The 12,939-nt window shown below is 43.2% G+C and carries 11 protein-coding genes; 2 read left to right on the forward strand and 9 right to left on the reverse strand.

The genetic code is table 11. The features are described from left to right. The 9 genes from CLV32_RS20970 to CLV32_RS21010 form a co-directional block, all read right to left on the reverse strand. Window positions 1-393, reverse strand: coding sequence for a c-type cytochrome (locus tag CLV32_RS20970; protein WP_133558915.1), 393 nt, complete (start codon window positions 391-393; stop codon window positions 1-3). A 25-nt stretch (window positions 394-418) separates the two neighbouring features. After that, the gene (locus CLV32_RS20975) at window positions 419-1,474 is read right to left on the reverse strand and encodes a sugar phosphate isomerase/epimerase family protein (RefSeq protein ID WP_133558916.1); all 1,056 of its coding nucleotides are present in this window, start codon (window positions 1,472-1,474) and stop codon (window positions 419-421) included. A gap of 3 nt (window positions 1,475-1,477) precedes the next feature. Beyond that, the gene (locus CLV32_RS20980) at window positions 1,478-2,638 is read right to left on the reverse strand and encodes a Gfo/Idh/MocA family protein (protein ID WP_133558917.1); all 1,161 of its coding nucleotides are present in this window, start codon (window positions 2,636-2,638) and stop codon (window positions 1,478-1,480) included. Then, complete coding sequence (locus CLV32_RS20985; RefSeq protein WP_133558918.1) at window positions 2,638-4,341, reverse strand: GMC oxidoreductase; 1,704 nt, start codon at window positions 4,339-4,341, stop codon at window positions 2,638-2,640. Before CLV32_RS20985 ends, CLV32_RS20980 begins: the two co-directional genes overlap by 1 nt. 7 nt (window positions 4,342-4,348) lie before the next feature. Beyond that, entirely contained in the window at window positions 4,349-5,020 is a 672-nt protein-coding gene (locus CLV32_RS20990) for a gluconate 2-dehydrogenase subunit 3 family protein (RefSeq protein WP_133558919.1), read from the reverse strand. 167 nt (window positions 5,021-5,187) lie between these two features. Then, window positions 5,188-6,108 carry a sugar phosphate isomerase/epimerase family protein gene (locus CLV32_RS20995; RefSeq protein WP_133558920.1) on the reverse strand — a complete coding sequence of 307 codons (921 nt, stop codon included), beginning with the start codon at window positions 6,106-6,108 and terminating at the stop codon, window positions 5,188-5,190. Between the two features lie 17 nt (window positions 6,109-6,125). Next, on the reverse strand, window positions 6,126-9,074 hold the full coding sequence (locus CLV32_RS21000) for a TonB-dependent receptor domain-containing protein (protein ID WP_133558921.1): 2,949 nt from the start codon (window positions 9,072-9,074) through the stop codon (window positions 6,126-6,128). Window positions 9,075-9,286: 212 nt separating this feature from the next. After that, window positions 9,287-10,354, reverse strand: a complete 1,068-nt coding sequence (locus CLV32_RS21005; RefSeq protein WP_133558922.1) for a FecR family protein — start codon at window positions 10,352-10,354, stop codon at window positions 9,287-9,289. A 95-nt stretch (window positions 10,355-10,449) separates the two neighbouring features. Beyond that, window positions 10,450-11,019 (reverse strand): sigma-70 family RNA polymerase sigma factor, encoded by a 570-nt coding sequence (locus CLV32_RS21010; protein ID WP_133558923.1) that lies wholly within the window; start codon window positions 11,017-11,019, stop codon window positions 10,450-10,452. Between the two features lie 188 nt (window positions 11,020-11,207). Between CLV32_RS21010 and CLV32_RS21015 the strand changes: the two genes are divergently transcribed. Together CLV32_RS21015 and CLV32_RS21020 are read left to right on the forward strand one after the other, a co-directional pair. Further along, the gene (locus CLV32_RS21015; RefSeq protein ID WP_133558924.1) at window positions 11,208-12,155 is read left to right on the forward strand and encodes an NAD-dependent epimerase/dehydratase family protein; all 948 of its coding nucleotides are present in this window, start codon (window positions 11,208-11,210) and stop codon (window positions 12,153-12,155) included. A 24-nt stretch (window positions 12,156-12,179) separates the two neighbouring features. Beyond that, entirely contained in the window at window positions 12,180-12,905 is a 726-nt protein-coding gene (locus CLV32_RS21020) for a YebC/PmpR family DNA-binding transcriptional regulator (RefSeq protein ID WP_133558925.1), read from the forward strand. The last annotated feature ends 34 nt before the right edge of the window (window positions 12,906-12,939 follow it).

Here is a 12,939-nt window from a genome sequence, read left to right on the forward strand (position 1 = left end):
CTAGTTTTTTAGGGTAAGGATGTATTTTACCATTTCGGTAGCATCTTCCTTACTCAGGCTTGCATGAGGTGTCATTGGTACTTCACCCCAAACACCAGATCCGCCTTTTAAAATCTTGTCTGTAAGCAGTGCTACATTAGCCTCATTATCCGGATATTTAGCCGCGATCTCCACATATGCAGGGCCAACAACTTTCTGTGTCCTATTGTGGCAACCCGAGCAATCGGATGTGTTGATCAGCTTTTCGCCCGGTAACATTGGCGTAGTTGTGCTTGTAGAAGTTGATGTTGTTGCAGTAACAGAGGTGTCTGCAGTAGAAGTTGAAGAGTCAGAACCTCCACAAGATGCTAAAGCCAGGGTAAAGCAACTTAAAATTAATAATGTACGTTTCATCGAAGTGTGTTTCATAGTGTTAATATCAGGATAATCCAAGAATCTGTTTGTTAAATTCAGGGTTGCCTCCCGAAGCGGCAAAATCGTCAAAAGCCCTTGAAGTTACAGGAATAATATGTTTTTTTATCAACTCGGCACCTTCACGGGCACCTGTATTTGAATCTTTAATTGGACATTCCCATTCCATTACAGCCCAGCCGGCATAGTCATACTGAGCCAGTTTGCTGAAGATGGTTTTGAAATCTACCTGCCCATCACCTGGTGAGCGGTAGCGGCCAGCACGATTTGCCCAGCTTTGGTAGCCACCAAATGTTCCCTGCCTGCCCGTTGGATTAAATTCAGAATCCTTAACATGGAAGGCTTTGATGCGTTCGTGGTAGAAATCAATATATTGGATATAGTCAAGTTGTTGCAGTACAAAATGCGACGGATCATACAGCAAACATGCTCTAGGGTGGTTATTTACCTTTTCCAGGAACATTTCGTAAGTGATACCATCAAAAAGGTCTTCGCCGGGATGGATTTCGTAGCAAACATCGACACCACATTCATCAAAAACATTGAGGATAGGCGTCCACCTTTTGGCGAGTTCTGTGAAGGCATCGTCTACTAAACCTTCGGGTCTTTGTGGCCATGGGTGGAACATATGCCATAGCAGGGAGCCGCTAAAAGTTGCATGTGCATTTAAACCTAAATTCTGCGATGCTTTGGCAGCATATTTAAGCTGTTGCACAGCCCATATAGTCCGTGCTTTAGGATCATTTTTGTATTGCTCAGGTGCGAAGGCATCAAAAGCAAGGTCGTAAGCTGGATTTACAGCCACCAGCTGTCCCTGCAAATGTGTAGACAGCTCAGTGATCTCCAGCCCAAAGCTGTTGATTTTTCCTTTAAGCTCATCGGCATAAGTTTTACTCTCTGCAGCGAGTTGCAGGTTAATAAAACGGTCATCGAGGGTAGGCATCTGAATGCCAACAAAACCTAAGTCAACGGCCCATTGGCAAATTCCTTCGAGGGAATTGAATGGTGCCTGGTCTCCAATAAACTGGGCTAAAAATACACCGGGTCCTTTAATTGTTGTCATGCTTTATAATTTGAAGTCGTACCATTTTTCAGTAGATTTTCCTGAAGCTACAACATTTTCAATAAATGCCATCCCCCTAACGCCATCTGTAGCGTTCGGGAAGTCGAGCATTTCTGGCGTTGGCGTAGTTCCATTCAAGCCTGCTGCCAGGGTACTGGCAAAATTTCTATAGATATTGGCGAAAGCTTCCAGGTATCCTTCAGGGTGGCCTGAAGGCGTTCTAGTGTTGTGTTTTGCAAAAGAAGACAGGTAATCGTGGCCTGTCCTGTACACCTGCATCGGTGCATCAAGCCATTTTACGCGTAATGTGTTGGGCTCTTCCTGGTGCCATTCCAACCCGCCTTTCTCACCATATACTTTGATAGTCAGTGCGTTTTCTTCTCCGGCAGCAATTTGTGACGCCATGAGTATACCGTTAGCGCCATTGTCAAACTTAAGAAGCACATTTCCATCATCGTCTAGGGCACGACCATCAACAACGATATTAAGGTCTGCACAAAGTTTAGTAATCTTCAGGCCCGAGATGTATTCAGCAAGCTGGGCAGCATGCGTTCCGATATCGCCCATACAACCACTAATTCCGCTTTTTGCCGGGTCTGTTCTCCAGGCGGCCTGTTGATTTCCGTCTTTTTCTGAAGGGAGGCTTAGCCAGCCCTGCGGATATTCGACACAAACCTTTCTGATTTTTCCGAATTTGCCTTCTTTAACCATCTGCCGTGCCTGCTTAACCATAGGGTAGCCGGAGTAGGTGTGTGTAAGGCATAAAATCAAGCCTGTCTCCTGCACTTTGGCTTCCAGCTTTTTGGCTTCTTCCAATGTTAAAGTCATGGGTTTATCTATGAGCACATGAAAACCATGGTCAAGGGCCATCATGGCAGGCTCAAAATGCGCAAAATTGGGGGTTACGATGCTCACAAAATGCATGCGTACATCATCCGGAAGCGCACTTTCAGCTTCAAACATTTCTTTATAACTTCCATAGCTTCTTGCCTCAGGAAGGAACAGGCTCTCGCCCGAAGTCTTTGCTGTTTCGGGATTGGAGCTCAACGCTCCGCAGCAGAATTCTATCTGCCCGTCGATATTTGCAGCAATGCGGTGCACGGCGCCGATGAAGGCGTTTTTGCCTCCACCAACCATGCCCATTCTTATTTTTTGTTGCGCCATTAAATATTACCTTTTTTTAATTCTGAGACAGCAAAATCTGCTGCTCTCGCCGTTAAGGCCATAAAAGTCAGTGAAGGATTTTGACAAGCGATAGATGGCATACAAGAACCATCAGTCACAAATACATTTTTCACCTCATGCATCTGATTCCATTTGTTCAACACAGAGGTTTTAGGATCAAGACCCATACGTGCTGTACCTTGCTCATGGATAGCCATACCTGGTGTAGAGCCATTATCATAAGTCTGGATATTTTTCATGCCAGCAGCTTCCAACATCTCTGCAGCATCATCCATCATGGCTTTACGCATCTTTGCTTCGTTTTCTTTAAACTCACAATCGATGGCAAGGACATGCATGCCCCATTTATCTTTTTTGGTTTTGTCGATATAAACTCGGTTTTCGTGGTATGGTAAAGATTCACCAAAACCACCCAAGCCCATTTTCCAAACACCCGGTGTTGTCATCTGATCTTTGAAGTCGCCACCAAAAGCCAGCTCCGCAACGTCCTTGTGCCAGCCTGAGCGACTTGCACCACCCTGGTAACCAAATCCACGCAGGTAGTCACGTTTGTCGTTACCCATATTCTGATATCTCGGTACGTAGATTCCATTGGCTCTGCGTCCATAAGTATATTTATCATCGAAACCTTCAGCTTCGCCGGATGCTCCGCAACGGAAATGGTGATCCATAAGGTTATGGCCAAGTTCGCCGCTGGCGTTACCCAATCCATTTGGATGTTCAGCCGAAGTAGAATTCAGTAAGAGGAAGGTACTGCCTAGTGTCGATCCGTTTACAAAAACGATCTTAGCATGAAACTCTATGTTTTCTTTGGTTTCCGAATCGATCACCATTACACCTGTTGCTTTCTGTGTTTCTTTATCGTAGATGATATGGTCTACCAGAGAGTAAGGGCGTAACGTTAAATTGCCTGTTGCTACCGCTGCAGGCAGGGTTGACGACTGTGTACTAAAATAGGCACCGAAAGGGCATCCGCGACTACATAAGTTACGGTACTGGCATTTTCCGCGACCAAGGTGTTCAACCGTTAGGTTTGCTGTACGGCCAATGGTCATGATCCGTTCTTTTTTCCAGTGATCTTCAATGCGTTTTTTTACTGACTTCTCTACGCAGTTCATTTCCATTGGAGGAAGAAACTGTCCATCGGGCAACGCAGGCCAGTTTTCTACTGTTCCGCTGATCCCTGCAAAGCGCTCTACATAGTCATACCATTTTTCGAGATCTTTATAACGTATAGGCCAATCGGTACCATGACCGTCTTTTTTGTTGTCTTCAAAGTTAAGGTCACTGAAGCGATAACTTTGACGGCCCCACATCAGTGATTTTCCACCTACGTGGAAACCTCGGTACCAGTCAAAACGTTTAACCTCAGTATACGGGCATTCCAGGTCATTTACCCAGAAGCTTTCATTAGCTTCCTGATATGGATAATCCCTGATCTGCACAGGGTGGGTTTTTTTCTGTTCTTCAGTAAGTTTGCCGCGATGTTTAAGCTCCCATGGTTTTAACATTGCCGTGGTATAGTCTTTAACATGCTCAATATTTCTGCCGCGTTCAAGCAACAGTACTTTTAGACCTTTTTCTGTTAATTCTTTTGCTGCCCATCCGCCGGAAATACCGGATCCAACTACGATGGCATCATATGTATTTTGCGCTGTTGCTTTTGTGTTTAAATTGCTCATCTTGATATTAGTTAGTTGCCCAAACTTTTTGACCTGGTTTAAGGTCTACGCAGCCATCATAGCGGCCTGGTATATGCAAATACGTGTAGGCCTGTGTAGCTCCGATCTCTGATGTAAAATAGCCAAGCAGGGTAAGGTCTCTGGCGATGGCAAAGAAGTAAGGTCTCGATTTATTAACCTTAGAAGCCAGGGGATTTCCGGCGTTGTTTTCTTTTTCGCCTTTCTTCTGAACTTCCTGTTCTTTTGCTGTTTCAGCTTTCGCATCAGATTCCTTGTCTGCTTTTTGGGCAGCAATGGTCTCTTCCCTAACTTTGCCAAGGAGTTCCTCGCGTTGTGCAGCAGTGATTTCAAGAAATGATTTACTGTAATCTTTTTTTGCACGATCCTGCAGGTCTTCGAGACCTTTGACAAATACCTTCTGCGCGTCTTCAGGATAACATTCTTTCATAATCATAGAAATAAATGGTCCCACACCGGCTGCTTTTGCTCCAGGTGTTTTGGTCGCAGGAATTATTGTGTCTGCAATTTCAGCAAGCATCTTTTCCTGATCTGCTGAAAATAAATCGGCGCTTGCCGGAGAACTGGAGTGACATCCTTCCAGAAAAACTCCTATCGTTGTTGCTGATAAGGCTCCTCCAAGTAAGAAAGCTACACTCTTAACGGCGTCTCTTCTATCCATAGTATTTATATTTAGTTAGGTTGGATTTACATCCTTTCCGGTATCTAAACTATATAAAAAAGATTACAAAGTGTTATAAATACACATTAACATCTCCATTATAATAATTTTGTTACAAATTCCCGTTTTATGGTCACTTAGGCCCGGAATGGCATATTTCTGATAACTTATTGCTTTAATAACGTGTGCTTAACATAGTCAATGCTCTGCGTAATGCTTTGATAAGGATCAATTTTAATCACGTCCTGCTCTATGAATAAGTACTCCATTCCCGACAATTTTGCATTGGCAAAGATTGACTTGAAGTCGATACTACCTGTTCCTACCTCAGTATATACCTTCTTATCCGCTTTGTCCATATCCTTGACGTGCCACATCTTAAAACGGCCGGGATTTTCTTTAAACATCTGAACAGGGTTTAGTCCGGCGTTTACCGCCCAGAACAGATCGAGTTCAAAACTTACCATGGCAGGATCAGTTTCTTTAAGCAGCACCTGATAACCGGTAGCGCCATTGCCCTGATCATTAAATTCGAAATTGTGGTTGTGGTAGGCAAGTTTTAATCCATGTGCTTTACAGAGTTCTGCGGCCCTGTTAAATCTAACCGCCATCTTTTTATAGTCATCCAGCGTACCAGCCTGTCTGATGTTTGTAGGTAGGGCAGGGATAATAAAATATTTCTGCCCTACAATGGCAGCGGTTTCAATCTGGGCCTTGAGCACCTCTTCAGTGCCGTCGCTAAGAAAAACCGTTGTATTGTAATGTCCTGCAGGAGAGCTCAGGTGGTTTGCATCAAGCAGGGATTTGAATGCTTTCGCATCCAAACCCCAGAATTCCTTCGCTGCATTTGTGCCAGCGTAGCCGTAAAACGTTTCCACCTGCTGGTAGCCAATCCTGGCCACCTGCGCAATGGTTCCCTGTACATCTTTAAGCAACTGTTCACGCAGGGTGAACAGTTGAATACCGATTTGTTGCTTTTTTGCTGCCGCGGCAGGTGCTGCCAGGGCAGAAGAAATAACTGAAGGGCTAAACATTGCGGCAGTTAATGCCATGCCTGCCTGTTGTAAAAAATGTCTTCTATTTTGCATATCAATCTTTTTTAATATTAAAATGAATAAGCTAGTGATGCCCAGAATGTACGTTGCAGTAAAGTTCTGCCAATCATCAGCGTGCCGGTAGGAATTGCTGAGAAATCACGGAATTGATCACCCCTTACATCTCCCTCAGTCAGCACTCTCGCATTGGTCAGGTTATCGACCCAGAATCTGGCTGCAATTTGTTTTGTGAAGTTGTAGCCTGCTCCACCACGCATCACCACATATACCGGCAGTTTGTAGCTGTCGCTAGGCGAGGTAAACCTGCTGCCTACGTAGTTGGCAGACAAGAAAATATTCGCTTTTTTGTAGTCGTAGCTTGCCGACAGCTCGGTATTGAACACAGGCACACGCTCAGTCCGGTTTCCGGTAAAGCTGTACACTTTGTCACCGAGCTGTGCAAGCACCGCGGAGTTGGTGCGCGTTGATGCGGTATAGTCAGTATATTTTGAATCCTGAATTGTTCCTGTAAGTCTTAAACTTAACGGGTTTAATATTTTGTAAGAGATCTCGTATTCGGCACTCCACGTTCTGGTAGAACCAAAGGCAATCAATGCCTGCAGGCCGGATGATGTTGTTGGCACGTTGATGGCAAGAGATGCATTTTTAATTGCTGAGTAACTTCCTGACGCAAAGATTGCGAGTCTGTTTTTAGCATATTTGTAACCGAGTTCGGCCAGATAAACAGGGCGTTTCTTAATGTTGTCAGGATTGTAGGCGGTAGCGTTATAGTCGCCTATATTCGGCGCATTATATGCCCGCGTAATCCTTGCAAACATACTCGATGTACTAGCAATCTTGTAGTTGGTACCGATAGATGCCGCCCAGTTGGTAGCTGTAATATTATAATCTGTATAGCCGGCTATTGTCGGACTGGATGCGGCAGTATAGTTTGGTGAGCCATCTGCATTGAATGCATAGAACGGACGACGACCTTCTACATGTTGATTATCGATCCTCGCACCGATATCAAGACGGAAACTTTCGCTGATTTTGATCTCATCTGTACCGTATGCTGATAATGTTCTCGTATCACCAATAACAGTAGTTTTTGTCTGTGGTGTTCTGCCAGGCGCACCCGCAGCAAGGACTAATATCTGTGGATTTTCTTTGTATTCTGTTTGTGTGCGGAATGCATATCTAAGATCGTCGCGGTTGTATTGGTGGATTCCCAAACCAAGAGCAAGGCTATGATTTTTCACTTGTTTTTTGAAGTCCAGGTAGTCAACAATCTGCTGGTCTTTATTCAGCTGTGCATTTGAAGCTGCAGTAATAATCTGATTGCTTGCACTTGCGGGAGCCACGCTGCCATCCAGATAATAATAGGTTGTTGCTGTACTGCGTGCGGCGATGCCATTTGGTGTAGAATAATTACTTGCGGTATGTGTGTTCTGATATCTGAAATTATTTACAATCTGCCAGCCACCATCGGTGAGGTAGTTAAACTGAAAACCTCCTGAGCCCAATTTGGTGTGAATCCCGTCAGCAAGGTCAAAGCTATGTGCGGTGCCTGCCGGATCTGTGTAGTTCCACTGCGTGTTTATCGGGGATATCGACTGACTTACCATGTCGTAAGAACCGTATTTTGTTGGTTTTCCGGTACCATCATACGGGTAGTAGCTGGTTAACAGAAACTGTACGCGGTCATTCAGATACTTGCCAAATACGCGGACAAATCCTTTTCCATTGTCAAAGTTAAAGGTCATATTTCCTTTAATTTGTCCACCGCGGTTGGCAGGGGAGTATCCCGGGTCAACAACACCTTTATCTGTGCGGTAAAAGCCGCCAATATTGAACTTAACATGGTCACTGATCTTTCCACCGGTATTTGCATCAGCACGATAGAGTCCCTGCGACAAGCCCGTTGTGAATTTAAACTGACCATAAGCTTTATCGGCACCCGAATAACTGATATTGTTGATTACCGCTCCAGGTGTATTGGCTTGCAGGATTGACGCATTACCACCCCTGATGGCTTCAATATTCTGAATTGTTAAATCTGTTTTATAGTATTGATCTATTGAAGGGTTTGTGTTGAAACCTGTAGGAAGCAAAGGTAATCCGTCTTCCTGAATACCCAGAAAGATATAACCGCCCTGTTGAGGAAATCCACGGACCCAAACATTTCCGGGGCCATCACCACCGGTACTTTCTACGGTTAAGCCTGGGATTGCTTTCAACAGATCGGTACTGTTAAGTGGTGCCCTTGCAGTGATATCTTTATTGCTGATTGAAGTAATGGCTACACTGGATTCCAGTTTTTTCTTTGGATTTCCGCCACCAGTAACAACTACGCCTTCCAGTTGCAGCGCATCTTCAGAGAGGGTTATGTTAATGATCTTGTTGCTGCCATTGTTTTCTGCAGGGATTTCTTTAGAGATGTAACCGATAAAGCTGAAGTTTACGGTATAACTCCCCGTGTTGTTTACCTTTAGTGAATAACTTCCATTCTCGTCGGTAGTAATTCCTTTTGTAGTGCCTTTTATAACTACGGTTACTCCCGGAAGCGGATTGCCCTTGCTGTCTGTTACTTTCCCGGATACAATTTCTTCGGCTGCGGTAATAAACGGATTGGGTACGATGCGGTCCTTATCATCATTCTGCGTAGAATACAAGAGGATCCTATCCTTGATAATTTTGTATTCTACATCGTAAGGTTTCAAATAGGTTTTTAAAACATCACCCAATTTCTGGCGCACAGCATTTACGGAGACTTTTCTTCCAGAGCTGATAGACTTGGCGCTATAAACGAATTTAACATCGGCGAGCTCTTCCAATCTGGCGATAACAGTTTTAATTTCCTGCTGGTCTGCTTTCAGCGAAATCTTTTTATCAAGTACGCCCTGAGCGCTTACAATCTCTGCAGATGCAGCACAAGTGAAGAGGGTAATTATTAATATTTGGTATACAGAATATTTCATTGCAAGAATAGCTAAAGAAATAAGTTGGTTTTTTTTCATAACTTTAATCATTGTTCATTAAATAAATTGGATTTACTGGACATAGGAATACCTGGCTGCATGCCTTGCATGCGGCTTAATGAGCTGGCAATGCCCCACATTGCCGGCTTCATTTTTTTAAAATGGTATATGGAATATTAGCTGAGAATCAGGGAGAGTGGCTGGTAATTGTTTTCGTCATGTTGATTTATTTTTGGTTATGTATTATGCGATTAGTGGCATTTGACGCCTTTGACCAGAATGCTGGTGCCTTCGATCTGATAAGATCCTGACACAGACTGGCAAATCAGGCTAAGCTGCTCGAAGAGTCCTTTTTTACTGATGTCACCGGTAAACGTACAGGCGTATATACTTTCATCTGCCACGCGGATATCAATACTATATTCTGAAGAGAGTATTTTAAAGATATCCTTTAGACTGGTTTCTGAGAATTGATGGTTGGAGGCCGCTACTTTACGCTCGTCAGTTAACTGACCGTTATGTAACTCTGCACGGAAGGCCCGCACCGCGCAGGTGAGCGGTTGATCGACCAGACTTTTAGTAAGCTGGTGGTCTTCATTATCAAACACTGCTTTTTGATTTGGCGTAATCAGCACTGCTTTAGCAGGCTTCGTGGCCAGGGCTGCGAATAGACTCTTTTTAGCATTCTCTGCCACCATAACTTTTCCCGTATTGACATCCACCTGTGCGGCTTTGCCATTGGCAGATTCTTTTACAAAGAAACTGGTGCCTAGTACTTTTACTACGAGGTTGTTATTGTATACATAGAAAGGTTTTTTTGGATTCTTAGTTACAGAGAAAAACGCATTTCCTTTAAGGTATACCGGTCTGTCTGCTCCATTAAATAACTTTGGGTAAGTGATTGACGCCCCTGGTTGCAGGGTTACCACAGAATGATCTCCAAGTTCTACAGTCTGGTTGTTAGCAGAAGTGTTTTTATTGGTAACCATTGCCAGCTCTTGATGCTCGCTTAAGAAGGCATCTTCTGTCCTGTTGCCGTTAAATAAATAAAGGGCTGCAGATATCGTGATTAAACTAACTGCAGCTGCTATAGCCAAACGCACATAGAGCTTGCGGTATACTGGTGTCCTGGAATATGTGGGGGTAAAAATGGCGGCCTCCATGCGTTTAGAGATTTCTGAGAGCTCCTCATCAGACAAATCTCCGGCACTATGGGCATCAAGACTGGCATACCAGTTTGCTACACGAATTTTTTCGGTTTCAGAACAATTACCTTGCTGATAACGATCTAATAAATCTATAAAAGATTTTTTGTCCATACCTTATATTTGGTTAATACAGGTAAGTAACTTAAGTAGGACGGAACCCTAATGATTTGTTTGCTTCTTTTTGAGAAATACTATAACTTGCTGATTTACAGAAAGAAAAATATGATCAAAAATATATAGTTGTTACTGATATACTCTTTCATCCACTTCAGGGATCTGGTAATGTGATACTCCACAGTTTTTTCGGAGATGTTCATACTCGCAGATATATTCTTGGTTGACAGATGTTCATAGCGACTTAGCCTAAATATTTTTTGTGTTTTATCCGGCAAAGAACTTAATCCTCTTTCAATAACTGAAGACAGATCTTGTAGCTCGGCTTTGTCAGAGCTCTGTTCTGTTTCACTAAACTGGGACTTTGAGAAATCGAGGTATTTATTTTCTATTACCTGGGAGCGCACATAGTTAATGATACTGAATTTGAGTGCACCACATAAATAACTCCAGCCGTCGCGTACATGTAATGTTTCGCGTTTATCCCAAATGGAAATAAATATATTCTGTACTAAATCCTCTGCAACAACACGATCTCTGGTTTTTCTATAAGCTGTTTGCAGCAGTTCTTTACAATAAAGCCTGTAAATTTCTTCATAAGCATGAAGATCGCCTGTTCTAAGGCGAAGAAATAATTCGTCAAATTGCTCGTTATCAGGCATTAGCAAAGAATGTGTTCATACTTGGAAAGTAAATATATAAATTATTTCAATGTTGGATGATTAGAATCATTTTGAATTACCTGATGGCATTGATCAACTCCCCGGAAACACTTTTTTATTGTCAATCCACAAAACATTTTTTAACAGGTTTGTTTCCTTTTTTTACCTTTGGCAAAATTTATATTTGAATGAGCGACACGATATTAGTATTGGGATCTAACGGGCAGATCGGAACAGAGCTGGTTACCGCCCTGCGCAAAAGTTATGGTGAAAACCATGTTGTAGCTTGTGACATCCGCAGGCCTGATTATGATATTAAAAATGCTGGTCCTTTTGAATTTGTCAACGTGCTTGAAAAGGAAACGCTGAATGCCATCTTTCAGAAATATAAACCTACGCAGGTATATCTTCTTGCTGCTTTGTTGTCTGCTACAGGCGAACAAAATCCAAAGCTGGCCTGGGATCTGAATATGAACGGCTTGTTGAATATCCTTGACCTTGCTATCGTTTATAAAACTGCGAAAGTATATTGGCCTAGTTCTATTGCTGTATTTGGTCCAAATTCTCCCAAAGACTATACACCACAGTTTTGTGTGATGGATCCCAATACAGTGTATGGGATCAGTAAACTTGCCGGCGAGCGCTGGTGCGAGTACTATCATCAAAAGTATGGCCTGGATGTGAGGAGTATCCGTTATCCCGGATTAATTAGCTGGAAGGCTGCGCCAGGGGGCGGAACAACCGATTATGCGATTCATATTTTCCATGAAGCGTTAAAAAAAGGCAGTTATGCATCATTTCTTAATGCAGAAACCGAGCTTCCGATGATGTATATGGATGACGCCATTCGTGGAACTATAGAGCTGATGGACGCTCCGGCGAAGGATATTCAAATACGTTCGAGTTACAACTTTGCGGGTGTGAGTTTCACACCAGAAGTTCTCGCTGCGGAGATTAGGAAACACATTCCGGATTTTAAATTAACTTACACAGAAAATGATCCAAGGCAGGATATAGCCAACAGCTGGCCGAGGTCTATTGATGATTCCTTCGCAACGCGGGACTGGGCATGGAAACCAGAGTTTGATCTGGCAAAGATGACTACAGATATGTTGAATAATTTACAGAAAAAATAAAGAAGACGCTTAAAGAAACAGATCATGGGAAGAGCATTCGAATTTAGAAAAGAAAGAAAATTTAAACGTTGGGCCAAAATGGCCGTGCAGTTTACACGTATAGGAAAAGAGATTGTAATGGCAGTTAAGGACAATGGCCCTTCGCCAGAAACTAACTCCCGTTTACGTACTGCGATACAAAATGCCAAGGCAGTGAACATGCCAAAACATACTGTCGATGCAGCCATCAAACGTGCTTCTAACAAAGACGAAAATGGTTACGAAGAGTTTGTTTATGAGGGTTATGCCATGCATGGCGTTGCCATCCTCATTGAAACAGCAACAGACAACACAAACAGAACGGTGGCTAACGTGCGTAGCTACTTCAATAAAACTGGCGGTACGTTAGGTAAAACAGGCTCACTGGATTTTATCTTCAACAGGAAATCTATTTTCAGGTTCCTTCCCGGAGAGCGTGACCTGGAAGAGCTTGAATTCGAATTAATTGATGCAGGACTGGAAGAGCTATATCTTGAGGCTGATGAAGATGGAACAGATATCGCGGTAGTACAAACAGCATTTGAAGATTTCGGTAAGATGCAGAAAACCCTGGAGGATCTTGGCGTAGAAATGAAAAGTGCCAAATTGGAGCGGATCTCTCTTTCTACAACCCCAATCTCGGAAGAACAGGCTGTTGACGTATTTAAATTAATTGACAAGCTGGAAGAGGATGATGATGTACAGGCTGTATATCACAACATGGCTGAATAATAAATATTGCTTAAAAACAAAAGGAAGACCATTG

Source organism: Pedobacter duraquae, assembly GCF_004362245.1.
Classification (GTDB): Bacteria; Bacteroidota; Bacteroidia; order Sphingobacteriales; family Sphingobacteriaceae; genus Pedobacter; species Pedobacter duraquae.

Bases quoted from the DNA above. Each gene is read 5' to 3' on its own strand.
- CLV32_RS20975 (WP_133558916.1), bottom strand. From the start codon at position 1,474: ATGACAACAATTAAAGGACCCGGTGTATTTTTAGCCCAGTTTATTGGA.
- CLV32_RS21010 (WP_133558923.1), bottom strand. From the start codon at position 11,019: ATGCCTGATAACGAGCAATTTGACGAATTATTTCTTCGCCTTAGAACA.
- CLV32_RS20970 (WP_133558915.1), bottom strand. From the start codon at position 393: ATGAAACGTACATTATTAATTTTAAGTTGCTTTACCCTGGCTTTAGCA.
- CLV32_RS20995 (WP_133558920.1), bottom strand. From the start codon at position 6,108: ATGCAAAATAGAAGACATTTTTTACAACAGGCAGGCATGGCATTAACT.
- CLV32_RS21000 (WP_133558921.1), bottom strand. From the start codon at position 9,074: ATGAAAAAAAACCAACTTATTTCTTTAGCTATTCTTGCAATGAAATAT.
- CLV32_RS20980 (WP_133558917.1), bottom strand. From the start codon at position 2,638: ATGGCGCAACAAAAAATAAGAATGGGCATGGTTGGTGGAGGCAAAAAC.
- CLV32_RS20985 (WP_133558918.1), bottom strand. From the start codon at position 4,341: ATGAGCAATTTAAACACAAAAGCAACAGCGCAAAATACATATGATGCC.
- CLV32_RS21015 (WP_133558924.1), top strand. From the start codon at position 11,208: ATGAGCGACACGATATTAGTATTGGGATCTAACGGGCAGATCGGAACA.
- CLV32_RS20990 (WP_133558919.1), bottom strand. From the start codon at position 5,020: ATGGATAGAAGAGACGCCGTTAAGAGTGTAGCTTTCTTACTTGGAGGA.
- CLV32_RS21005 (WP_133558922.1), bottom strand. From the start codon at position 10,354: ATGGACAAAAAATCTTTTATAGATTTATTAGATCGTTATCAGCAAGGT.
- CLV32_RS21020 (WP_133558925.1), top strand. From the start codon at position 12,180: ATGGGAAGAGCATTCGAATTTAGAAAAGAAAGAAAATTTAAACGTTGG.